Source organism: Flavobacterium sp. NLM, assembly GCF_002210235.1.
GTDB lineage: Bacteria > Bacteroidota > Bacteroidia > Flavobacteriales > Flavobacteriaceae > Flavobacterium > Flavobacterium panici.
This window is the reverse complement of the sequence record NZ_LIAC01000029.1, coordinates 1-24,719: the sequence shown is the minus strand read 5'-3', so window position 1 is coordinate 24,719 and position 24,719 is coordinate 1. Positions and strand designations below refer to the sequence as shown.

Annotated in this window: 21 protein-coding genes and 2 tRNA genes; 8 read left to right on the top strand and 15 right to left on the bottom strand. The window is 34.0% G+C overall.

Annotated features, from left to right (window positions below; all coding sequences use genetic code 11):
* Window positions 1–309: 309 nt before the first annotated feature.
* The 12 genes from APR43_RS23965 to APR43_RS23905 all read right to left on the bottom strand — a co-directional run bounded on the left by APR43_RS23965 (window position 310) and on the right by APR43_RS23905 (window position 13,147).
* Window positions 310–975, bottom strand: a complete 666-nt coding sequence (locus tag APR43_RS23965) for an HAD family hydrolase (protein WP_053469947.1) — start codon at window positions 973–975, stop codon at window positions 310–312.
* 329 nt (window positions 976–1,304) lie between these two features.
* A complete protein-coding gene (locus APR43_RS23955; protein WP_053469945.1) occupies window positions 1,305–2,888 on the bottom strand; it encodes an MFS transporter in 1,584 nt (527 codons plus the stop codon).
* Window position 2,889: 1 nt separating this feature from the next.
* Window positions 2,890–3,939: an HlyD family secretion protein gene (locus APR43_RS23950; protein WP_053469944.1), complete on the bottom strand. Its 1,050-nt coding sequence runs from the start codon at window positions 3,937–3,939 to the stop codon at window positions 2,890–2,892.
* Window positions 3,940–4,153: 214 nt separating this feature from the next.
* Window positions 4,154–5,512 carry a TolC family protein gene (locus APR43_RS23945; protein WP_053469943.1) on the bottom strand — a complete coding sequence of 453 codons (1,359 nt, stop codon included), beginning with the start codon at window positions 5,510–5,512 and terminating at the stop codon, window positions 4,154–4,156.
* Window positions 5,513–5,881: 369 nt separating this feature from the next.
* Window positions 5,882–6,703 carry a helix-turn-helix transcriptional regulator gene (locus tag APR43_RS23940; protein WP_053469942.1) on the bottom strand — a complete coding sequence of 274 codons (822 nt, stop codon included), beginning with the start codon at window positions 6,701–6,703 and terminating at the stop codon, window positions 5,882–5,884.
* A 396-nt stretch (window positions 6,704–7,099) separates the two neighbouring features.
* Window positions 7,100–7,345, bottom strand: coding sequence for a GIY-YIG nuclease family protein (locus APR43_RS23935; RefSeq protein WP_053469941.1), 246 nt, complete (start codon window positions 7,343–7,345; stop codon window positions 7,100–7,102).
* Window positions 7,346–7,407: 62 nt separating this feature from the next.
* A tRNA-Asp gene (locus APR43_RS23930) sits at window positions 7,408–7,481 on the bottom strand.
* A gap of 563 nt (window positions 7,482–8,044) precedes the next feature.
* Window positions 8,045–8,118 (bottom strand) — tRNA-Asp (locus tag APR43_RS23925).
* Between the two features lie 86 nt (window positions 8,119–8,204).
* Window positions 8,205–9,131, bottom strand: coding sequence for a DUF58 domain-containing protein (locus APR43_RS23920; protein ID WP_053469940.1), 927 nt, complete (start codon window positions 9,129–9,131; stop codon window positions 8,205–8,207).
* A complete protein-coding gene (locus APR43_RS23915; protein ID WP_053469939.1) occupies window positions 9,128–11,701 on the bottom strand; it encodes a M1 family metallopeptidase in 2,574 nt (857 codons plus the stop codon). Before APR43_RS23915 ends, APR43_RS23920 begins: the two co-directional genes overlap by 4 nt.
* Window positions 11,702–11,965: 264 nt before the next feature.
* Window positions 11,966–12,553: a DUF4082 domain-containing protein gene (locus APR43_RS23910; protein WP_053469938.1), complete on the bottom strand. Its 588-nt coding sequence runs from the start codon at window positions 12,551–12,553 to the stop codon at window positions 11,966–11,968.
* Between the two features lie 48 nt (window positions 12,554–12,601).
* On the bottom strand, window positions 12,602–13,147 hold the full coding sequence (locus APR43_RS23905) for a hypothetical protein (protein ID WP_053469937.1): 546 nt from the start codon (window positions 13,145–13,147) through the stop codon (window positions 12,602–12,604).
* Window positions 13,148–13,350: 203 nt separating this feature from the next.
* Between APR43_RS23905 and APR43_RS23900 the strand changes: the two genes are divergently transcribed.
* Window positions 13,351–14,055: a LytR/AlgR family response regulator transcription factor gene (locus APR43_RS23900; protein ID WP_053469936.1), complete on the top strand. Its 705-nt coding sequence runs from the start codon at window positions 13,351–13,353 to the stop codon at window positions 14,053–14,055.
* Complete coding sequence (locus tag APR43_RS23895; protein WP_053469935.1) at window positions 14,056–16,131, top strand: ATP-binding protein; 2,076 nt, start codon at window positions 14,056–14,058, stop codon at window positions 16,129–16,131. It abuts the gene before it with no gap.
* A 199-nt stretch (window positions 16,132–16,330) separates the two neighbouring features.
* On the opposite strand, the gene trxA is transcribed toward APR43_RS23895, so the two are convergent.
* Window positions 16,331–16,648: a thioredoxin gene (trxA, locus tag APR43_RS23890; protein ID WP_008466289.1), complete on the bottom strand. Its 318-nt coding sequence runs from the start codon at window positions 16,646–16,648 to the stop codon at window positions 16,331–16,333.
* 241 nt (window positions 16,649–16,889) lie between these two features.
* Here trxA and APR43_RS23885 point away from each other — a divergent pair, with 241 nt between their 5' ends.
* From APR43_RS23885 to APR43_RS23865, 5 genes are all read left to right on the top strand, one after another.
* Entirely contained in the window at window positions 16,890–19,352 is a 2,463-nt protein-coding gene (locus APR43_RS23885; RefSeq protein ID WP_053469934.1) for an AsmA-like C-terminal region-containing protein, read from the top strand.
* A 198-nt stretch (window positions 19,353–19,550) separates the two neighbouring features.
* The gene (locus tag APR43_RS23880) at window positions 19,551–19,772 is read left to right on the top strand and encodes a helix-turn-helix domain-containing protein (RefSeq protein WP_053469933.1); all 222 of its coding nucleotides are present in this window, start codon (window positions 19,551–19,553) and stop codon (window positions 19,770–19,772) included.
* A complete protein-coding gene (gene dcm, locus APR43_RS23875; RefSeq protein ID WP_053469932.1) occupies window positions 19,769–21,007 on the top strand; it encodes a DNA (cytosine-5-)-methyltransferase in 1,239 nt (412 codons plus the stop codon). Before APR43_RS23880 ends, dcm begins: the two co-directional genes overlap by 4 nt.
* Window positions 21,008–21,044: 37 nt before the next feature.
* A complete protein-coding gene (locus APR43_RS23870) occupies window positions 21,045–22,262 on the top strand; it encodes a type II restriction endonuclease (RefSeq protein WP_053469931.1) in 1,218 nt (405 codons plus the stop codon).
* 19 nt (window positions 22,263–22,281) lie between these two features.
* A complete protein-coding gene (locus tag APR43_RS23865) occupies window positions 22,282–22,704 on the top strand; it encodes a very short patch repair endonuclease (protein ID WP_053469930.1) in 423 nt (140 codons plus the stop codon).
* Between the two features lie 33 nt (window positions 22,705–22,737).
* Here the strand turns inward: APR43_RS23865 and APR43_RS23860 are convergent, their stop codons facing one another.
* Window positions 22,738–22,974, bottom strand: coding sequence for a hypothetical protein (locus APR43_RS23860; RefSeq protein ID WP_053470135.1), 237 nt, complete (start codon window positions 22,972–22,974; stop codon window positions 22,738–22,740).
* A 342-nt stretch (window positions 22,975–23,316) separates the two neighbouring features.
* On the opposite strand from APR43_RS23860, the gene APR43_RS23855 reads away from it, so the two are divergent.
* Window positions 23,317–23,631: an HPF/RaiA family ribosome-associated protein gene (locus APR43_RS23855; RefSeq protein ID WP_053469929.1), complete on the top strand. Its 315-nt coding sequence runs from the start codon at window positions 23,317–23,319 to the stop codon at window positions 23,629–23,631.
* Between the two features lie 157 nt (window positions 23,632–23,788).
* Here APR43_RS23855 and APR43_RS23850 read toward each other — a convergent pair whose 3' ends face one another.
* Window positions 23,789–24,472, bottom strand: coding sequence for a hypothetical protein (locus APR43_RS23850; protein ID WP_053469928.1), 684 nt, complete (start codon window positions 24,470–24,472; stop codon window positions 23,789–23,791).
* Window positions 24,473–24,719: the final 247 nt, after the last annotated feature.

Here is a 24,719-nt window from a genome sequence, read left to right as displayed (position 1 = left end):
TGAAAAAGGCTGGATTGCTTTTTTGGAGGAGAAGTATTGAATGTTTCTTTTATTCGTCTAGTTTGTCATTTCGAGGAACGAGAAATCGCACTAGAAACTCCGCAAAGATTGGCGATTCTCTTTGTAGATTCACGAGTGCGATTTCTCGTTCCTCGAAATGACAATACTTTGCGGTTACCCTTTACGGAGTTACTTGCGAAGATTTCTCGTTCCTCGAAATGACAAGATTGAGGTTACTCTTAACAAAAATCTTTGTCAAAGTTTAAAACTTTGACAAAGATCTCTCGTATAGTTTTGGTATTTGGAATTTTAAGAATTGGAATTTAACAACTCAATTATCTTATCCACATTAATTTCACTATAATCATTAATATAAAAATCACATACAGGAAGTTGTTCTTTTGTATGCGTGCTCAAAACACCAACGACTTTCATTCCGGCATTTAATCCTGCTGTAATACCCGAAAAAGAATCTTCGAAAACCACACAATCAGACGGAGAAACGCCAACACGCTCTGCCGATTTTAGATATACTTCTGGATTTGGTTTATGAAACGTAACGTCTTCGCTGGACATCATCGAATCCATTTTGTCTGTGATTTTTAAAGCGTTTGCAATCAAATCCAGATTCGCACGCGGTGCCGATGTTGCCACAGCTGTTTTGAATCCGCGAGATTTTAATTCGCTTAAAAAATCCAAATAATGCGGAATCGTATCGACTTTATCTTTATAAATTTCACGGAACATTCCTTCTTTTTCGTCTTCGAGTTTTAAGAGTTCTTCTCCCGCAATTGGGCGTTTGAAGAAATGCGTCATGATATAACTGTTATGTTTTCCGTACATATGTTCTTCAAATTCTTCATTGGTATAAGGAACTTTATATTTATCGAAAAACGCCTCAAAAGCCTTCACATGATGCGGATTGGTGTGCGAAATAACACCATCCATATCAAAAATTACACATTGCTGTTTCATTTTATATTTTTGTTTTTTAACGGTTGCAAGATACTGATAAGTGTGGTTTACCGCAAAGTTGTGGAGAGGTTTCTCGCAGTGTTTTTTTTAATCTCGCAAAGTCGCAGAGACGCAAAGTTTTTGTTTCACGCAGATTTTAAAAAGATTTAAGCAGATAAACGCAGATAATTATTAAAATTAAATCTGCTAAAATCTGCAGAATCTGCGTGAAAAAAAATCCTTTAAATCTTATTAATCTGTGGCTTAAAAAACCTTTGCGTCTCTGCGACTTTGCGAGATTAAATTCACTCCACTTTGGAATTTGGAATTTAAAAATTGGAATTTGCATTTTAGCCGATCCAGATTTTACTTTTAACCAAAGTCATAGTTTGTCTTAAATGCTGATTACACGCAATCAGAATAATCAAAATTACCAAACCATAACCTACAATCGTATAAATTTCCATATCGGCCAATAAAGTGGCTTGTTTGGCAACAGTTCCGAAGACTTTTTTTAAGGCCAAAGTATTTGCATTATCTGCCGAATATCCTTTTGCCATAAAACTTTGTGCGGTTGCAGAAATTGTTTGCTGTGCTTCGGGATTTTCCCCTGTTACAAACTGACTTAGTTTTAAAAAATGTTTTTTGTTTAAAAATACGGTCGCATTCTGCATGACACAAAAACCAATTGTACTTCCCCAAAAACGTCCGGAAACCCCAACAATTCCAGAAGAAACCGCCATTTTAGCCGGAACCGAAGATGTAGTAAACAAGATTAACGGAACGAATAAAAACCCAACTCCAATTCCTTGTAAAACATACGGAATTATAATATCTGATAAAGCCACATCGGGCACAAACAGAAACGTAAACCAAAAATGAAATAATGCAATCAGCGAAAAACCAATTATAAAAATGATTTTCGTCGAAACAGATTTCATCAGGAAAAATGCTGCTAAAATTAGTCCGATTACATTTCCTAATCCGTTTATGTATTGTACGCCCGCAACGCGTGACGGATCCCAATTCCAAATGGAGAACATCGCCGAATGACAAAGACTAAGCGTTGCTCTGCTGATATAGAAAAGGAAGAACAATAAAAATCCGATTCGGAGATTGGCGTATTTAAAAACTTCAAAATCAAAAGTGGGTCTTTTTACCAAAAGTTCTTTAAAGATGAATAAACCCCCTGTAATCAAGGCAATCATTAACATTAAAACCATTTCAGAAGAATCGAACCAATATTTTTTCTCGGCATAAACAAAAAAGTAAGCACCGCAAAGAATAGCTGTTAAAACCAAAAAATAACTCATCCAGTCGATTTGATACAACGGAATTTTCTTTGTGATTCGGTGCCCACGAAAAGTAACTAAGATTAAAAAGACATTTAAAACCTGCAGTCCGCCGGAAACATACAGCATGTATTTCCAGTCGTAATGATCCAGAAACCAAACTGCAATATTCATAATAAAAGGCGTTGACAATAACAGCGAACCGTAATAAAACGAAAAACCAATGATAATGGCGTTTTTAGAATTAAACTGCTCAATCAATAATTGTCTGATTGTAATTACCGGAAGCGCCATCAGGATTCCCTCGGCAATTCTGAGTATTAAAAAAAGATAAAAATTGGTAATATACGCCGATGAAACAATCGTAATTCCGATTAAGGAATACACCGCCATCAGGTAATTTTTTGCCGGGAAAAAACTCGAAAATCGACTTTCGATCAAAATCGTTGCCAGCAAAGTTCCGTAGGTAACACACATTGCAAACTGCAAATCTTCGGGCTCAATGTCCAAAAAACTGGCTGCGTAGGTTACGTTTGAAGTATAAACTCCCAATAAAATCATGGAATGCAAAAGGCAGACAAACAAAATAATAATGATTGCCCATTTTGGAACCCAGGATTTAAAAATACCTTTATCTTCCATTTTAGTGTGCTGCGATCACAGTAATATTCATTCCCGCTCTTAAAAAATCGGTTTGTTTTTCGTTATCTTTTAACTGAATTCTAACTGGAATTCTTTGTTCTATTTTTACGAAATTTCCCGTTGCATTATCTGGAGGAAGCAATGAAAATCTTGCGCCGCTCGCTGGAGATAAAGAAGCAATTGTACCAATAAACGTTTTGCCGCTTACAGCATCGGCTTTTATTTCAACATCCTGCCCAACGGTTAAATACTGCAATTGCGTTTCTTTAAAATTAGCAGTAATCCATTTTTCTTTACTTACAATCGAAAGCAATGATTGTCCTTCTTTTACCAATTGCCCTGGCTGTAGAGTTCGTTTTCCAACCCAGCCGTCGTAAGGCGCTGTAATTATCGTGTACGAAAGAAACAATGCCGCATTATCAGCCACCGCTTGTTTTGATGCAATATTGGTTTGTGTAGTCGGCACATTTGCTTCGGCAACAGAAGTACTTAAAGTCGCCGAGTGAATTCTGTTTTTCATTTCTTCAAAATGTGCTTGCGCCGATTCGTAATCGGCTTTTACTTTTTCCAATTGCTGAGAAGTTGCCGCTTCTTCTTTTACCAAAGCTTTGTACCTTTCGTATTCCAGTTTTGTTTTCCAAAGATTTGATTTTGCACCTTCTAACTGTGATTCATTAATTGCCGTTGCACTTGCTGTTGTAACTGCATTTCTTTGCACCACAACGCTATTTTGCTGTGCGTTTTGAACATCGGCAAGAGCCACATTCAATTTTGATTTATATTCCCGATTGTCAATTACAACCAAAGTATCGCCTTTATGCACAAACTGATTTTCATTAAAACGAACTTCCTGCACATAACCTGTAATTCTCGACATAATTGGAGTTACATATTGTTCCACCTGAGCGTCATTAGTTTCTTCGTGGTTTCTGTTGAATACATAAAACCAAATTCCCAAAATAACCCCGCTTACCACAAGCGCACATGCAATAACTGTTATTAATATATGAAACGTTCTGTTTTGTCTAGTTTCATTTTTTATCTTAACCATAAACTTTATATCTTTAATTATTTTCCCCCGGATTGAAATCCGGCGCTACAATATGAATCGTTCCTTCGGAACTTAAAATCTATATTCTTTATTCTATTCTTTCTATTTCTTCCCAGGATTAAAATCCTGCGCTACAATATGGATCGTTCCTTCGGAACTGAAACCCTATATTTTCTATTTATTCTCTTGCTTCTTGCCTCTTTCTTCTAAAAAATCAAATCTCGTTAGGCATAATTCCAGCAGTATGAAGCAATTCATAATGTTTTAAAACCGCATCCAGTCGGGTAGAAATTTTATTGTATTTCGCCTGAAGCAAAGCATTATCAGCATCAACCATTTCGGTAATTAAAACCAATTGGTTTAAGTATTTCAGTTTTACAATTCGGTAGTTTTCACTGGCTAAGTCCAAAGCTTTATCAACAACCACAAATTTTTCAAGGATTTCCTGATATTGCGTATGCTCTTTGTACAGTTTGTCCTGAATTTCATCTTTTATGATTTCAGACTGCATTTGCTGCCATTCGATTTTTTTGTTGGCTTGTTCGACTTTGGTTTTGTTTTTATATAAAGCCGAAATATCAAAACTCGCTTCGATACCTACTTGTCCCAAAGTGTACAAATACGGATTTGGCGGAAAAAATTTGTAGTTTGGATAATAAAAGCCATAATTCCCGAAGAAGTTTACTGTTGGCAGATAATTTCCTTTAACCAATTGCAATTCCGTTTTTTTGATGTTTAATTCCTGACTTGCAATACGCATTTCTTCGTTTTGCAAAGCTTTAGTCATATAAAAATCATACGGATCTAAACCATTCATTTCGTCTAAACTTGACGTTGTATCAATCGCGATTTCTTCATTTTCCGGAATCTGAATTAAAGTTTTCAGATCGTGAAGCGCAATTTTTATGTTTTTGGAATTTGTAAGCGCATTTAATTCACGATCTGAAAGCTGTAATTCGGCTCTAATGACTTCATTTTTTGTAACCGTTCCGTGTTTTTGAAGCGATTGTACTTCTTTCAGTCGGCTTTTTTCTTCTTTAATGTTTTCTTCAAAAATCTTCTGAAGTTCCATCATTTTATAAATCGAAAGATAATTTGCCACAACTTCAAGCTCGATATCATTTTCTGTCTTTTCTGTTTTTATTTTAGCTATTTCACTTTCCTGATTGGCAATTTTGATCGCATTATTAATCTTATTACCCGCATAAATTGGCATTTTAAAAGTCGAATTGACCTGATAAATTTCAGGAATTGCCTTTGTAATTTCTTTTCCATTTAAGAAACCGCTTCCTTTGAATTCGGTAATATTTGTAATTCTGGAATACTCGCCGTTTAATTCGATGTCTGGCAAGCGGAGTTCTTTGCTTTCTTTGATGTTTTGCTCCGAGAGCGTAATCTCCAGTTGAGATCTAAGGATTTTTTTGTTGTTTTCTTTTGCCAGTTTCAAAGCCTCTTTTAATGAAACCGAATGAACTTCCTGCGCTTGTAAGCCATTGAATGCTAATACAATTAAGAGTAACAGCAGGATTCTGGAAAAACAATCGTCTGTAGAATTTGTTGTTTTAAGGAACATGATAATAATTTATGCTGCAAAGTTCCTTCATTTTTCCGTTGACTGATAATTCTAAAAAGTCAATAACGTATTCATTTCGGACAAATATTAAAACTGTATTTCCCGAAAACGTTATATTAAAATATTGAAAAACAATTTATTAGAATATTAATTTAGTTTGAGATGTTTCACGCAGATTTATAAATGATTTAAGCAGATGTACGCAGATTTTATTTTTTGTTCTCGCAGATTTGGCAGATTGTTCAGATTATAAAGCATTTAAAAAATCTCTCAAATCTGCGGAATCTGCGAGAGAATTTTTTTACGTATGAAATAAAGAGAATCAGCAAAATTGGCTTACATCTATTAAAATCTGCGTGAAATAAAATTTTACTTTCGCTCCAAAATCTCTTCACCATTTAAGTAATCGGAAGGTCTTTGTCCTAAAATCTTGAAGAATGTATTGCTGAAAGTCGGAACGCTATTATAACCAACTTCCAGGGCTACCTCTTTTACCGAAAGTTTTCTTTCTAATAAAAGTTCGATTGCTTTTAAGATTCTGCGAATGGTATAATATTGAATGAAAGACATTTTGAGATCTTTTTGAAACAAGCGATACAAAGAGCGTTCGCTGTAACCAAATTCATGCGCGACATCGGCAAACAAAATCGTTTCTCCGAGATTATTTTCAATGTAACGCAGAATTTTTCCGAGTCGTTTGTCTTTAGGCTGTGGTAATTCTAAAGGTAAATTATTGGTGCAAATTTGAGGTAAAATCGCTTTTATTGCTTTAGCAATGGTAAAGTTTGGAGTTCCTTTTTTAAGATGTCCATTCCATCGATTCGTGAAAAGCATCATTTGCAGCAATAAATTATTGACGGGATAAATTCCTTCTACTTTATAAAAGTCGTCTTCATCTTTTTCTACAGGAAAATATAGATTTCGCATCATCACATGTTCCGACTTTGGCTCGATGCTGTGTTCTAAACCTGCAGGAATCCAAATAAAATGTCTTGCAGGGAGAAAATAAGATTTCGTTTCGGTTGTCACAAAAACTACATCGCCTTCCGCATACAGCATTTGCGCTTTTTCATGTTTATGTATCGGAACAAACAATTCTCCCATTATATCATGATGACAATAAATGCTTTTTTTATCGGCATCTACTTTCTTGATATAATATTTGTCTACTTTAAAGGTTGATTGTTCCATTGGAGTTTAATACGAATGGTTTTGTGATATTAAATATAAGGAAATTTAAATTCCAATATCTGAAATTCCAAATTCCAATTATCACAACGTTTGTCATTTCGACGAAGGAGAAATCTCCGTAAGTAACTCCGTAACGAGGATTCAATCTTTGTCGAGCTTCTTGTGGAGATTTCTCCTTCGTCGAAATGACAAATCAGATAGAATAAAAAACTTTGCGAACTTTGCGTAAATCCTAGCGCCTTTGCGGTTCAATTCTAAATTCCTATAAAAAACAAAAATGCCTTTCCGTTAAGAAAGGCATTTTAAATTTAGTCTCGTTATTGAAACGAGAGGACTCGAACCCGTCTCGTCCTTAGACGAGATGACAGACATGTATTCTAACTAACTTTACCTTTCTTATTTCTGATCTTGAATTAAAGCTTCAAGTGATTTTCTATTTAATTTTTTCAATCTCAATTCTTCAATCAAAGCTTCTTTTTTAGTTTCAAATGCCTTCGAATAAACTAAATCCCAAGGTCCTTTATTAGAAGTATATTTACTTCTATTTTCATTATGATATAATAATCTTTGATGAATATTTTCACTAAAGCCTTTGTAATAAACATCAAAAGTTTTAGAGTAAATAATATAAACGTAGAACATAAATGAAACTTTAATTACAAAAAAAAATGCCTTTCCGTTAAGAAAGGCATTTTAAATTTAAGCGGTCTGGACGGGACTCGAACCCGCGACCCCATGCGTGACAGGCATGTATTCTAACCAACTGAACTACCAAACCCACTGCTTTATTGTGAGTGCAAAAATACAACAGAAGTTGGATTCTGCAAGGGTTTTTAGGAATAAAAATTGAGAAATTTTTAATGAACTAAATTTCAATATTTTATCCCGAAGCCTCGGGACGAGAACTAAATCAAAAAACAAGAACTTTCTTTCTTTTTAACCGAAATCTCGATAGTTTTCTGTCAAATAAAAATATTTATCCTATTTAAACATAGCCCGTGGTTTCAACCACGAGGACACAATGATGACCACAATCCCGTTTCCCGTGGTTGAAACCACGGGCTATATTTAAAATGCAATGAGTATAAAAGCGCAAAGGTCGCAAAGCTTAATTAAACTTTGCGACCTTTGCGTAAATCTTAGTATTCTTTGCGGTTAAAAAACAAAAATCAAAAGTGTCTTAAATCAAAAAAGCCATCCACAAAAGTGGAAAGCTTTTCATTGGTCTAACTACTAAACCAGCTACGAGTTACAAAGTCGTAGCAAAACAACACAACTAATCTTAGATACCGTATTTGGGCAAAAAAGCCTTTCTGTTAAGAAAGGCTTCTCCCAATATTGCGGTCTGGACGGGACTCGAACCCGCGACCCCATGCGTGACAGGCATGTATTCTAACCAACTGAACTACCAAACCTCTGCGTTATTGCGGTTGCAAAGATAGTACAGAATTTCATTTCTGCAAGTGTTTTGATAAAAAAAATGAAATAAATTTTCAAATTCTTAGCCAAAGTTTTGTTTTTCAACTAAATATGTAGTCAATATTTTTTCAAAATTGTCGCCCACATTTACCGGAACGTACTTAATTTGGTTCTTGGCGCAGGTTAAAGCTAGATTTTTAAAGTAAGCTTCTACCCTTTTTTCATATTCAACTTTAACATTATCGGCAAAAATTGAAACTTCTTCTCCCGATTCTAAGTCGATAAATTTTCTTGGTGCGTTGTCAAAATCAAATTTCAATTCGGTCTCATTATCAACCACATGAAACAAAACGACTTTGTGTTTGTTGTGTTTTAAATGCTGTAAAGCGTTAAAAAGCTTTTCGTCATCTTCGGCCTGAAACATATCGGTAAACAAAATAATCATCGAACGACGATGCATCTTCTCTGCTATTTGATGCAGATATGTAATGGTATCGGTCGTTTTTTTGACTTTTGGCTGTACTAATAAATCTTCCAGTTTGTTCAAAAGCATTCTGTGGTGACGATCACTTCCTTTTTCCGGTGCGTAATATTCGTATTTATCGGAGAAAACGCTTAAACCAACAGCATCGCGCTGTTTCTTTAAAATATTCATTAAAACTGCCGAAGCCAAAACCGCAAAACCAATCTTTTTTTCATAAAATGGCTGATTCGATTTTAGTTCGGGATAATGCATTGACGACGAATTATCGACAATAAGATGACAGCGTAAATTGGTTTCTTCCTCAAAACGTTTCGTATACAAACGGTCGGTTTTGGCAAATAATTTCCAATCAATATGTTTGGTGCTTTCGCCTGCGTTATAGACTTTGTGCTCTGCAAATTCGGCCGAAAATCCATGAAACGGACTTTTATGCATTCCGGATATAAAACCTTCTACAACCTGATTTGCCAGCATTTCGAGATGCTGAAAACTTGAAACTTTCTCTATTTCCGATTCGATTTTCATTCGGTTTCTTTTTTAATATTTTCTGCTTTGTAAAGCAAATCTGTGGCCTGAAATAATTTCCTTTTCAGAATCGGACTAAAATTAGGGTTTTCTTTTAAGAATCGCTGTACTTCATCAAAAGCAAATTTAGACGAATATTTCCCAACGGTATCTTCAAGCCAGTCTTTGGGAAAGAAAATATCTCCCGTACGTTGGATTTCATCAACCAAATCTAATGAAAATCTAATATATTTTTGTGCACTTTCCTGACGAAGCGGATGATGAATATTACTCAAACCAATTTCAACCCACGATTCTTTTTCACGGTTTTTTTCGTCTCTTAAAGATTCCATAAAAGCATTTCGAACCAATTCGTCTTTTGATAATGACGGAAGCAGGAATTCAAATCGTTTTTGTTTATCAGGATTTGAAATTGTTGTTCTGGTTTTCTCTAAAATTTCATCTGCTTTTTCATGTTTGAAAATCGCTAAATTCATTGCCATATTGGTAAAATCGTCTTCGTTTAGTTTTAAACCCTGAATTACGATTTCTTTATTCCAGATTTGATATAATTTGGCTTTCGCCGAATCAGAATACGCTACCGAACTAAACAAACCAAATAAAGTCTTTTTTACATTGGCAGATGAATTAGTCTGTAAACGTGAGTATAAAGTATAACTCAATAAAGTCTGCACTCTTTCTTGTTGCTTTTGGGTTAAAAATCTCCAATAAATTGCATTTAGATTATTGGATACAATTCGCAAAACCAATTCATTTTCTTCAAATTGAATTCCTTTAAAAAAACAATTAAAAGCTTCATCTGGAGAAATATTCCCAATTAGCATATTTTCATACAAATTGCTGTAGGCAGAAGCTCTTGCAACCTCATCTTTCAAGGTTGAAATATAATCTAAATTATTGCCGTCAAGCGGAAAAACGCCGTATCCAAAACCGTTGTAATTGTAAATAATTATGTTTGGTTTTTCAAGTCCGGCAGCTTCTTTTAAAACAATGTTTTTGTCTTTAATAGCAGCGTTTAGAACTTTCACATTATCATCATAAACTAAACCAATTTGAAAAACCTGAGGCCAGATATTATTCGATTTATCTTCGGCGTTTTGCTGAATTTCAAACTTTTTAATTTGACCTTTAGAATTGTATTCTATTTTATCTGTAAAAATGGCCCTTCCGGATTTATTGACCCAGACTTCGCTCCATTTTTTCATGTCAAGCGGCGTTTCGGCATCCAGAATTTCTACAAGATTATTCCAGTCGGCGTTATTGTTAGCGTATTTTTTAATGTATTTTTCGATTCCTTTTTGAAAAGCTGCTGCGCCCATCGAAGCTTCTAACTGACGCATCATAATTGGGGCTTTATTGTAAATAATGGCTCCGTAAAGCGATCCGGCATCTTTTAAATTTGCTAAATGCTGTTTTATCGGATGTGTGCCCAAAGATCGGTCTTCCGCGAAAGCGTTACTATAATGCGCTGTAAAAAACTGGAGATTATGATTGACTTTTGGGAAAATTGGATTCATGATTTTATCGGCCATAAAATTGGCAAAAACCTCTTTCATCCATACATCGTCAAACCATTTCATCGTTACCAAGTCGCCAAACCACATGTGCGATGTTTCGTGTGCGATAAGTTTTGCGCGGTTTAATTTCTCGCTGTCGGTTGCACTGTTGTCCAGAAACAAAGTCGATTCTCTATATTGAATGGCACCAACATGCTCCATTCCGCCGTATTGAAAAACCGGAATTGCAGCGAAATCCAATTTTTGAAACGGAAATTTATAATTGGTATATTTTTCCAGAAAATCTAAAGATTGCTGATGGAGATTAAAAATCGTATCGGTACTGGTTTTTATCTTTTCTGCGTTATTTTCGCGATACAGCATTGTCATTTCTAAACCTGGCTTTTGCGTTGCACTTTTGAATTTTCCGGCAACGAAAGAAAACAAATAAGTACTCATTTTATCTGATTCTCCAAAATTATACGTTATGAAATCTCCTTTTTCGATTTTCTCTTTTACATCGGCTCCAGCCAAAACCGACCAGTCTTTTGGAACAGAAAGACTCAGTTTATAAGTGGCTTTTATATCTGGCTGATCAAAACACGGAAATAATGTACTCGCGCGATCTGGAACTAAAAGTGTATAAAGAAAATCGTCGTTTCGGTTCAACGATAAATTGCCCGCGATAAAGGAAACAGAAACTTTGTTTTTTCCTAAAATTAAAGCTGAAGTAGAAATTACTATATGCCCATTTTCGTGAACAATTGCAGTATTTTTTCCGTTTACTTCAATTGTTTTTATGTTTGAAGCTTTCTCTTTAAAATCTAAAAGTAAAGGCTGGCTTAAACCAGATAAATTCAAATTTACATTTAAATGAGAATTAATATTTTCTTCTTTCTGAGTTGGGATTTCAAAAGACAATTCGTATTGAATATCTGAAATTTGGTTTTTACGAAATTGAGCCAATTGTTCTGAAACTCCATTTTCTAAAAACGCACTTTCTTTTTCTTTTGATTGAGAAAAACCATTTGTAATTAACACAATAAAACAAAGAAAGCTATAGAAGATTTTCATTTTTAAAGAGATATAAGATTCGTTAAAAATAGGAAAAAACAAACATTTAAAAAAGTCAGTCGCGAATTGGACTAATTTTCACGAATTATATTATCTGTTTGAAACCAAAGAAATCAATTTTTAAATATTTTACAGGAAAAGATCGTAAGGTATGCAAAATAAAAACTCGTTGAAATTGGCATAATTCATCGCAAAAACAAAAAAAGGTTTGACGAGTGTCAAACCTTTTTACAAACTCACTAATTAAACTATCCAAAAATAAAATTATTCAGTTTGTTGAAAATCAAAACTTAAATCTCCTGCATTATAATTTGCAGAAACATTGGTTGGGAAAGTTTGTGATGTTCCGCTGATCCATCTATATTCATTAAATATGATATGTCCGGCAGTAATAGGATAAACAGTATTGGTTAGATCTGCTTTGGCCTTTTTATACCAATCATTAGAATTCATTGTAATCATGTATTTTTTATCTTTTTCAAGAGCAAAAACACTGATTTCTTTAGTAACCTGAACATCTGCTGTGGCAACATTTACAGTTTCTGAACGCAATACTACTTTTCCTGCATAGTCCCAAATCGTTACACGCACTGCAGAATTTGCAGCAGGCAGTTTTAACGTAATGGCTTTAATATTTCCTTTTACAGTTGGTGTAAAAACCAATCCAAATTCGTAATCTCCAGCGTTTACAAAATTAGTAACTGTATTAAATCCGGTTTGAGTATAATAAACTGCAAGCGGGTTTTCTGTTTCAAAAGTCGGCGTATTATCTTTGTCGTCGTCATTACTGCTGCACGATACGCTTAAAATTGATGCTGATAAAATGGCAAAAAGTATTTTAAAATTTTTCATATCTCTTTTGATTTTTTTTATTTAGTTGATTAAAATTGTTTTTTCAGATTACTGCTGAATATTTAAACGTGCACAAACTTCTTCGTAGCTCATTTTAGAATAATCTAATTTTGCCTCTTTTGCTGTTGCAGAAACTCCACCAGGAATTAAAATATAGCGCCAGCTAAGTGATGTAGGAAGATTTACTGTTGTACCGTCTGCAACATGTTTAAATCTGAAAAGCTTAATTTTTTGTACGCTTGTGATCGCAGAAATTGTATTAACAAATCCTCCAGCTGTTGATGTATAAGGTAATGTGTAAACACCTGAACCAAAAGACATATAAACTAATACTGTTCCTTTAGATACGATGTCTGCTGATAGTTCCGGAGCATTAATAGTCGTAGATAAACCAGAAGTACCGTCGATAGTTTCTGCAGCTGCTGCAGGCGCTGTTATCCATGCACTATAAATAACATTTGCTGTTCCTGTTGCTCCCGGCGCTCCATCTACTCCGTTAGTTCCATCGATACCGTCTTTTCCGTCATCGCTGCTGCATGAAATTGTAAAAATTGCTAGTAAAAAAATTGATAAAAGGGTTTTAGAAAATTTCATAATAATTTTAGTTTTAAATTGGTCAAATCGTTCTTATTTAATTCAATAACATTATTTTTGTAGAAATCCTAAAGCTGTCAGGGATAGTTATTTTGAGCTCCTGAATTAATTACAAGGCAAATGTGCGCCAATAAAACATGGGCAAAAACAGCGAATAGACAAACAACATTTTAAATAGACAGACGACATAAAACATAGTTTGAATGATGAAAAAATACTCTTGTATTATTGTTGATGACGACGAAATTGACAGACTTACTGTATTGTCTTTTGCTAAAAAATTCCCGATTCTGGATATTTTAGGTGTTTTTGATTCTGCTGAAGATGCGCTTCCGTTTATCGAAGAAAAAAAAGTCGATATTTTATTTCTGGATATTGATATGCCGGATTTAAACGGTATTGAATTCAGGAAACAAGCTCTGGAAATTCCGGTATGTGTTTTTATTACTGCACATCCTGAACATGCGGTTGAAAGTTTTCAAATAGAAACGCTGGACTTTATCGTAAAACCTTTAAAACTGGATCGCTTTACGCAAACCGTAAGCCGAATTGAAGAGTTTATGGAAATCAAGTTAAAAGCTTCTCTTTTTGAAGCCAGCATTGGCGGTGATACTATTTATATAAAAGAAGGCCACGATCAGACCAAAGTTAAACTTCACGAAATTTTATATCTCGAAGCGCTAAAAGATTATACTTTGATTATTACCGATAAAAAAAGGCATTGCGTTTTATCGAGTATTGGAAATCTTTTAAAAGAAGATCATTTTCAATCGTTTATAAGGATTCACAGAAGTTATGCCGTTCAAAAGCAGTTTATTCAGAAGATGAATTCTACGGAAATCATTTTAAACAATAATGTCACGATTCCGGTTGGGAGAAGTTACAAAGAAAACTTAAACCTGATTTAGATGAAAAAAGCCGGGTTTTTGTTTTTGTTCTTTATCAATATTTCTGTTTTTGCACAACAGGAACCGAATTTGTCCCGATATAAAACTACAAACGAAAAATTAAAAATCTGGCTCAAATATGCTACAGAACTTTTAGATAAAGAAGATTATTCGAAAGTTATAATTGCTGGACAAAAAGGAATTGAGCTTTCTAAAAATCATCCTGCCTACACAAGCCGGTTTTATCTTTATATTGGAACTGCTTATGAATTTAGCAATAACCAATATCAAAAGGCTTTGGTTAATTATGAGCAATCTTTGAAATATGCCCAAATAGGAAATCATCTAAAAAATAAAACTTCGGCCTTAATGCGGCTCAATTATATTTATTATTCGCTGAATGATACTTTAAAAAGGAAAGACTTAATTGTTTATATCAAACAAGTTCTCGACACTACAAAAAACACTTATACACAAGCTGTACTTAACGGAAGTTTAGGCGAATATTATCTAGATTATGCTCAATATGAAAACTTTATTAAATATCAGCTAAAAGCGATAACGTATAAAAAACTGCTTAAAAAAAGCACTCCAAATATTGAAAATATTGGTGTTTCGTACAGCCAGATTGCGAGTGCGTATATCAAAATGAAACAATTTAATAAAGCAATTGAATATTTAAACGAAGCAAAACCTTATATAAAAACATCTCCATATGTAAGCGCATTTTCGTGCAATTATTATATGCAGTGTTTTGCCGCCCAGAAAAAATCAGACAGCGTTTTGAAGTATTACAAGTTAATTTATACGTATCCAACTGTAAAAGATTCTCTGTTTCTTAATTTGAGTTTTGCGAACCAAAGCATGTCTAAATTTTATGCAGATAAAGGCCAGATCAATACAGCGTATAATTATGCTAAAAAAGCTGTTCTATTTGGGCAGAAATCAACAGATGAAGAAATTCTGATGGAAGCCAATACAATAATGGGAAGAGTTTTGTATGAAAAGAAAGATTATAAAAGTGCGATTGAAACCTTGAAAAAAGCATCGGTAAATGCTTTAAATTATGACAAAGAATTCTTTGTTACTATAAATAAAAAACTCTCTCAAAGTTATGCTGCGCTGGGACTTTGGGAAGAAGCGTTTCATTATAACGAAATCTATAGCAAATACAACGACGAAATGATGCACGAATCGGCGAAACAAAGTATTGCAAATGCCGAAGCCCGTTATCAAAATAAAACCAAACAACAGAAAATCAACAATCTTTCCACTGAAAACACGATTAAAAATATTCAGATTGATGAAGCTAAAAAGCAGCGTATCTATTTAATTTCGGGATTAGCATTGGTTGCAATTATCGGATTGTTATTATTCAACCAAAATCAAAACAGAAAAAAAACCAATCAGAAATTACAAGTTTTAAATCAGGAATTAGACGAAGCCAATAAAATTAAAGCGAGATTCTTTAGCATTTTAAATCATGATTTAAGAAGTCCGGTTTCTAATTTGATCCATTTTTTACATCTTCAAAAAGAAAATCCGGAATTGATTGATGAAGAAACGGCTGCGAGAATGCAGACTAAAGTAATTTCGGGAGCTGAAAATTTACTAACTTCTATGGAAGACATTTTGCTTTGGAGTAAAGGCCAGATGGAAAACTTCAAACCTCATTTTAAAGAAATTCCGGTTGATGTTATTTTTGATGAAATACAAAAGCATTTTTCGAGCAATGAGAACATTTCAATTTTGTTTGAAAATCCGGAAAGCATTATTCTTACTACAGATGAAAATTACCTGAAAACCATTATAAGAAACTTAACCGGAAACGCTATAAAAGCCCTTGACAAAAGAGAAAACCCAAAAATAATATGGAAAGCGTGGCAGGAAAACAACCAAGCTTTTCTTTCTATAACCGATAACGGCGCGGGCGGAAATCAGGAAAAATTCAAAGCCCTTTATGACGATTCTGAAGTTATAGGGATCAAATCCGGTTTAGGATTGCATTTAATTCGGGATCTCGCAACGGCAATCAATTGCAAAATTGAAGTCTCTTCAAAACCAGATTTCGGAACGACTTTTACGATTATATTCTAAAAAGTTTGCCACGAATTTCACGAATTTTCACGAATTTTTTCTTGTTTTTATGCTCAAAAAATTGTCTATGCAAGTTGTTATTAAAATTATAATTCGTGGAAATTCGGGAAATTCGTGGCAAAAAAACTTGTCAAATATTTAAACAATAAAAAAGGCCTGAAAAAATCAGGCCTTTTTTATATAAATCATAATCTTACGATTACAACAAAGCGTCTAAGCTGTCAGCGTAGGCTTGTTTCGGAGCAACTCCTACTTGTTTTCCTACTACTTCACCATTTTGAAACACCAAAACGGTTGGTATGTTACGCACACCATATTTAGCAGCAAATTCCTGGTTAGCATCTACATCTACTTTACCAACCACAACTTTACCTGCATATTCTTCGCTTAATTGGTCAATGATTGGACCAACCATTCTACAAGGACCGCACCATGCTGCCCAAAAATCTACCATTACTGGTTTATCTGATTTTAAAACTACTTCGTCAAAAGTAGCATCTGTTATTGCTAATGCCATAATTATTTTTCTTTAAAGTTATTCTCAGCTTTTGTCTCGGGAGACTTTTTAAATACTTTCAAAACTGAGGTACAAAGTTAAAAATTAAAAACAAATCATACACCATTCCCAAATTAGTTTTGATTATAAATGTATCGTCAATTATTATAACATTCACATGTTCTTTATTTACAAGCTCTAACTATCATAAAGAAAGTCGTTTTTTATACTTATCTTTATTAGTCCGTAAAATCCACACAAAATGAAGGAAACTTTACACAAAATAAAAACATTTTTCCAGTCGGTTCATTTTAAAAAATACGCCAAACGTTTTGGTATTTTTATTCTGATACTAATTGGATTGCTTTTATTGGCTTGTGGAGGATTATCTCTTTATTTCAATCAGAATAAAACCGAGATTATTGCTAAAATCAATACCAAGATTAATGAGAATATAAACGGAAAGTTTCATATTGGCGATTTTCAATATAAGTTTTTAACCGGTTTTCCGAATTTTACTTTGGCTTTAAAAGATGTCGAACTAAAAGACAATAAATGGAATACGCACCATCATACTTTACTGAAAGCACAGGAAATCGAGGCACGTTTAAATGTTTGGAGTTTGTTGCAAAATGAAGTCAACATTCATAAAATCCTGATTAACGACGCCGATATTTATATTTACAAAACTAAAGACGGTTATACAAACTCTGATATTTTTAAACCGAAAAAGAAAAAATCTCCCGAAAACAAATCAAAACCCGAAACCACGATTGACGAAATCGACCTCAGCGATGTTCACATTATTATAGATAATCAGCTTGGAAATAAATTGTTTGATTTTGATGTTCACAGCTTAAAATCAAAAGTTGATTATAACGGAGACAACTGGAATACCGATTTGTTTATCGATACTCAAATAAACAGTTTAGCTTTTAATACCGTCCACGGAAGTTTTGCCAAACAAAAAGAACTTAAAGGAACGCTGGCCGTTTCTTATCAAGCCGAAAAACAAAAAATTGATGTTTCGACCAAAAACTTAAAAATTGGTTCTGATTCATTTGATATTGTGGCTTATTTCAATATTGGCAAAACCAATTCGCTTTTCGGAATCAATATTAATACGCGTATTTTATGGAGTAATGCTTCTCGTTTATTATCCGGAAATATTAGTTCTAAACTGAATCGGTTTGATTTGAAGAAACCAATTGATGTAAACTGCGACCTAAAAGGCGATTTAAATGTGCACGACGATCCTAAAATTGTGGTTCAGGCTGTAGCCAAAAACAACGAACTCACTATTCCCGACGGGCGAATTGACAAATGCAGTTTCAGAGGAATTTTTACCAATAATTTCAAACCAAAAGACGGATTTAATGATCCAAATTCGGCTGTAATTTTAACCCATTTTTCGGGAGAATATGAAAATATTCCGCTTACCATTCCGCAAGTTGTAATTAGCAATCTCGAAAAACCAATCGCAACCGGAAACGTAAGTTCTGATTTTGATATCGAAAGACTCAATCAGGTAAGTAACGAAAAGTGGATTCATTTTGAAGAAGGCCACGCCAAAGCCAATTTGAAGTTTCAGTTTGATATTGTCAATTTGTACATTACCAAGCCAAGATTTATAGGAAATGTCGATGTCGATGATGCTTCGTTTCATTATATCCCGAAAAATATTCAGGCCGTAAAAACCAATATTCATCTTGATTTTACCGAGAAAGCTTTATTCATTAAACAAATTGCCTACAAACATAAAAAGAACACCATTTTTATAGACGGAAAAATCGATAATTTTCTAAACCTCTATTATGATGCTCCCGAAAAAATGGTCGTAAACTGGAACATTTATTGTCCTAATATTGATCTTAAACAATTTTTGGGCGTTTTGGCTACTTCTCAAAAAAAGAAAGCTGCACTTAAAAACAATAAAAGAACGACGATTTCCAATCATTTGCGAAACGTAATCGAAAATTGCATTGTGGTAATTGACATTAAAGCAGATAAAATTAATTACAACAAGCTGACCGCAACCAATACCAGAGCAACAATCTCAATGTTGAATTCTAAATTGGTCATAAAAAATGGTTCGCTGCAGACTTCCGGCGGAAGCATAACTTTTAACAGTGAAGTATTACCAAGCGGAAAAAATTATGCCTTCAGTTCAAACGCGCAAGTAAACCGTGTTGATATTGCTAGTTTTTTGAAATCGTTCAACAACTTCGGGATTTCGTCTTTTAATCCGAATAATATAAAAGGAAGATTAACAAGCACCGCAAACGTAAGCGGATTTATCAACAGCCGCGGAGAATTAATCACCAATTCGATGCATGGAAAACTGAATTTCACCGTCAATCAAGGTGCATTGCTAAACTTTGAGCCGATTGTAAAAGTGGGCAAATTTGCTTTTCCGTTTCGTGATGTCAAGAATATAACTTTCAGTGATTTATCCGGAAACCTCAACATGCGCGGAGAACAAATCGACGTAAATAATTTAACCATAAGTTCAAGCGTCCTAAACATCGATGTTGACGGAATTTATTCTTTCGGTCGAGGAACGAATCTCGCCCTGACAATCCCACTAAGAAATTCTAAAAACGACGCCAAACTTGCCAGCAAAGCCGAACGCGATGCGGTTCGTGAACGTGGTATTGTGCTTCATTTACTTGCTGTTGATGATGAAGGGAAAATGAAAATTAAGTGGGGGAAGAAGGAGAAATAAGTAAAAATTATTGCCACAGTTTTGTCATTCCGAGGAACGAAGGAATCGCACTAGAAACTCGACAAAGATTTGTACCCTTCTAAATCTTGAAACTAAATTCTATACGTCAAAAAAGTTAATAATCAAGTTGAAAACTATTCAATAATGAGGTCAATTGTACGCAGGTCAATTGTACGCACGAGCCTACTTTTATAAACTATGAATATCAAGGAAAAATTCGGATTCAAAGTCAAAGAACTTCGAGAACAAAAAGGATACTCAATTGAGTATTTAGCCAATATTTCTAACGTTGACAGAAACTACATTTCAGATATTGAAAAAGGTCAGCGAAATGTTTCAATAGAAATTATAGAAAAAATAATCACAGCTCTTAATACTGATTTTGGAGCTTTTTTTAATGATAAGGATTTTAAAAAATGAAGAAAGCAAAAAAATACTCAGAAATCAGGCAAAAACTTCAAATTGACATTGACAAGAAAACAGATAATGGATTAGCCAAACTGACTCATTATTTTCAAAATCATAAAAATGGAGTTTCAGAATATTTTAAAAGTGACGCCACAGAGTATCTTACAAATTTACACGAAAAATTAAACATTTTAGAAGAACCAAACTTTCAATACTACTTACCTATAAAATGGGATATACCTTTTCCTTCACCTGAAGAACCTAAATTTAAATTTATAGATTTATTTGCAGGCATCGGAGGAATAAGACTTGCCTATCAAAATCTAGGAGGAAAATGTGTATTTACCAGTGAATGGGATAGTTATTCAAAAAAAACTTATGAAGCAAATTTTGGAAAAGTACCATTTGGGGATATAACTCAAATTAATGAAACTGAAATTCCTGATCATGATATTTTACTAGCAGGTTTTCCTTGTCAACCATTTTCAATTGCAGGAGTTTCAAAAAAGAATGCTTTAGGCAGAAATCACGGTTTCTTAGATGAAACTCAAGGAACATTATTTTTTGATATAGCCAGAATTCTTAAACATAAAAGACCAAAAACTTTTATGCTAGAAAATGTAAAAAATCTTGTTTCTCATGATAAAGGGAATACTTTTAAAGTAATTCAAAATACATTAAGAGAACTAAACTATACTATTTATTTTAAAGTTTTAGATGGTAAACATTTTGTTCCCCAACATAGAGAAAGAATTATAATTGTTGGATTTGATAATGAATATTTTGAAGGAAAAGAAAATTTCAAATTCCCTGAAATGAGTGATACCAAATTCGCATTGAAGGATATTCTTTTACCTGAAGTTGATCCCAAATACACTTTATCAGATAAACTTTGGAACTATTTACAAGAATATGCTAAAAAACATAAAGCGAAAGGAAATGGTTTTGGATTTGGCCTAGCAGATTTAAATGGAATTTCAAGAACGATGAGTGCGCGATATTATAAAGACGGAGCAGAAATACTAATTCCTCAGGAAGGTAAAAACCCTAGAAGATTAGTACCTAGAGAATGTGCAAGACTTCAAGGATTTCCAGATGAATTTATCATTCCTGTTTCTGACAATCAAGCTTATAAACAATTTGGAAATTCCGTAGTTTCTCCTTTAATGCAAGCAGTTGGAAAAAATTTAATCGCAGAAATCGCAAAAAAAGCTAATCAAAAATTAAATTCTCTAGAGCAAGAATAGAATAAATTGTGATAAATTAATTTTAATTTTATTAATAATGGGAAATGGTCTTCTTTCAAAATACTTTAAAGGCATAGTTGCAAAAAAACTTAGTCAAGTTGAAGTTAATCCCCAAGTTTCCAACCAACACGAATACAATGGTATTAATGAATTTAAATCTATTTTAGGCGCGGAAAAATCTACATATGAAGGTATTTTTATATACCTAACTGATGATGAAGAAACTATATTAAATGAGGTAGGCTCCTTAACTTGGTATAACGCACGAGAAAACGATCCCAAAAGAAATGAATTTCGCCTTTATTATTCCACAACACAAATTATGGAAAAGGCTAATGTTGATGATTTCTTATTGATTGGACTCACACATGATAATAAATTAGTTGTGGTAGTAGCTCCAACAGGAACAACAGCAGAACAGCAATTGCTTTGGCTTTTTGAAATTGGAGAAATTGGAAACAAATTTATCTTCCGCGATATTTCCTCAAATGACATCAAACTTAATTTTGCAGGAAAGTATATTCTTAATTCACTTGGTTTTGAAATTGATGACACTGAGCCAGATTTTTTAGACTTAATACTTGAGAATTTTGGAAGTCAATTTCCTTCAACAGCAATCTTTTCAAATTTTGCACGCTCTACAGTTAATAATGTCTCGCCCATTGAAGAACCAGATAAAACTTTAATTGCTTGGCTTGAAAGAGAAGAGATACTTTTCAAAACACTTGAGAAACATATTGTATCCAAAAAACTTGAACAAGGATTTGGAGAAAATAAAATAGATGTAGACGATTTTATTTCATTTTCATTAAGTGTTCAGAATAGAAGAAAGTCTCGTGCTGGTTTTGCTTTTGAAAATCATCTCGCATCTATTTTTAAATTTCAAGAAATAAGTTTTTCTAAGGGAACAAAAACAGAAAGAAATAACAAACCTGATTTTCTTTTTCCGTCGATAAAAAATTATCATAATCAAGATTTCCCTGTTGAATTATTGACGATGCTTGGTGTTAAGACTACGGCAAAGGATAGATGGAGACAGGTTTTATCAGAAGCAGATAGAATTTCTCAAAAACATTTAATTACTTTAGAGCCAGCAATAAGTATAAATCAGACCGATGAAATGTTTGCACAAAATTTACAACTTGTAATTCCACAATCTTTGAAGGAAACATTTACAACTTCCCAACAATCAAATTTATTAAACCTTCAAGATTTTATACACATAGTTCGTCAGCGACAAAATAAAATACATTAAAATATTAACCTAAATTGTCATGGACGTCCACAATCCAGAACAACGCTCCAAAAACATGCGTGCTATAAAAAGCACAGAAACTAAAGCGGAAGTTCGTTTAGCAAAAGCATTATGGCATATGGGTTATCGTTATCGGAAAAACAACAAAACAGTTTTCGGAAAACCGGACTTCACATTTAAGCAACTCAAAATTGCCATTTTCGTAGACTCAGAATTCTTCCACGGAAAAGATTGGGAAACTCGAAAAAAACCACAAACCAACGCAGAATTCTGGATCAAAAAAATCGAAAGAAACATGCAAAGAGATATCGAAGTAAACACTTATTTAGAATCTCAAAACTGGAAGATTTTACGTTTCTGGAGCAATGACATCAAAAAGAATTTAGATGCTTGTATTCTTGAAATTCAAAACGCAATAAACGAAAGACAAACCACAAAATAAAAAAGCCACTCTACAGTGGCTTTTTACATTTTGTTAATTTTCAACCTCAAAATAAGGATTCAAAATCTCGGCTAATTCATTCAGCCAATAATAACCTTTTTCAAGATTTGTTTTCTCGTTTTGAAAAGTTTCGCAATCCCGAATTATACTTAAAGCAATTAAATAATTGATTTGTCGAATCGCTTTTGCAAGACTTTCTGGATCAACGGTTTTGTTAAAGAAATCTGTTAAACGAATTTCTGTTTCTTTGGAAAGGGTGTTTGTACTCATAGTCTGAAAATTTAAGGAATATAAACCCGTCTGGGTTAGCTGTCCTACGCCTTTCAGAGCGTTGCAGTTGTTTCCAATACCGCCAGCGTACCACACGGGCAAGAAGTTTTTTCATGTTCATAGTCTGAAAGTTTTAGGACTGCAAAGATATTAAAAAACCTGAGCGAATTATGTGATTTTCTTACAATTTAGTTTACTCGTTATTGTGGCGTTTCTAGTGCGATTCTTCCTTCTTCAGAATAAAAAATTAACACTAAAAATATCATAATGTTTTATTAACTCGCTTGGCTTTTCGGTCCAAAAAAAATAGCTTTGAGAAACAAACATTAAATATAAACCGTTATGAAGATTCAAATCAATACCGACAAAAACATCGAAGGACACCAAAGATTAGAAAAATATTTCTCTGAGGAATTAGAAAAAGGTTTAGCGCGTTTTGAAGATAAAATCACACGCATTGAAGTACATTTTGGAGATGAAAATGGCGAGAAATTCAGCCTAAATGATAAAAAATGTGTTCTTGAAGTTCGTACAGCAAAACTACAGCCAATTACTGTAACTGAACATGCCGAAACTCTTGAAAAAGCTTTTAACGGTGCTTTGAGCAAAGCTAAAAAAACACTTACTACAACTTTCGAAAAACTGAAAGCGCACTAAATTTCAAAATACATAAAAAAAAGACGTTTCAAGTTGAAACGTCTTTTTTTTATGTATTTTGAAAAGGTACAAAGATGCAAAGTGACAAAGGTTCAAAGTTTTCTTTGCGCTTGTTTTACTTTGCACCTTTGTTACTTTGTCACTTTGCAACTTTTCTTTATGATTTTGGCAGAGGCGCTCCTACGGCGATATCGCAGCGATGTCCTGGCTGTCCGTGCGCTGGGTTCATTCCTTCTGCAACTGTTTTATTTGCATCTGTACTTAATAAAGCTGGAACTGGATTTCCTGCAGGAACGGTTACATTTTGTGTCATTGTTCCGCCTTGCGGTGTCGAAGCTGCGGGAGTAGTTTTAGCAGCAACTGGAGAATTCAAAGGCGCTCCAACCGGAATATCACATCTATGTCCTGGCTGTCCGTGCGACGGATTCATTCCTTTTCCAACTTTTACTGGCGCAACTACTGTAGTAGTAACTACATTTTTTTGATTCGGATTTACTTGAACCGTTTGTCCGCCTTGCGCTGAAACTTGCTGTACCTGTTGCACTTGCTGTGTTGGTGCAGAATTTAAAGGCGCTCCAACGGCAATATCGCAACGGTGACCCGGTTGTCCGTGAGCCGGATTTAATCCTTTTGTATCGCTTAAAACCGTATTCGGGTTTGAAGGTGAAGCTTGAGTTTGATTCTGCTGAACTACTGAAGGTGTTTTCGTTGTGTCTTTGGCAAGTCCAAGTCTTACCAATTCAGATGTTGCAGTACTTTCCTGTGGTTCTAATTCCTTTTTGCAGGAAACAAAAAGTAATGAGGTTATAGCGAGTGAACTTATAAAGATTTTCGGATTCATATTTGGGATATTTTAAAGCACTCAAATATAATTACTTTTTTAAGATTAAACCATATAAGTTATGTAAGATAATTTAAGTTGCTTTGTCGTTTAATCTCTCAAAAACTCTGAGTTTTTGTTAAAGTAAATTAATTAAGAATACTGTTTGTCATTTCGACGAAGGAGAAATCTCCGTAAGCAACTCCGCCCCCTAGAATCCAATCTTTGTCGAGCTTCTCGTGGAGATTTCTCCTTCGTCGAAATGACA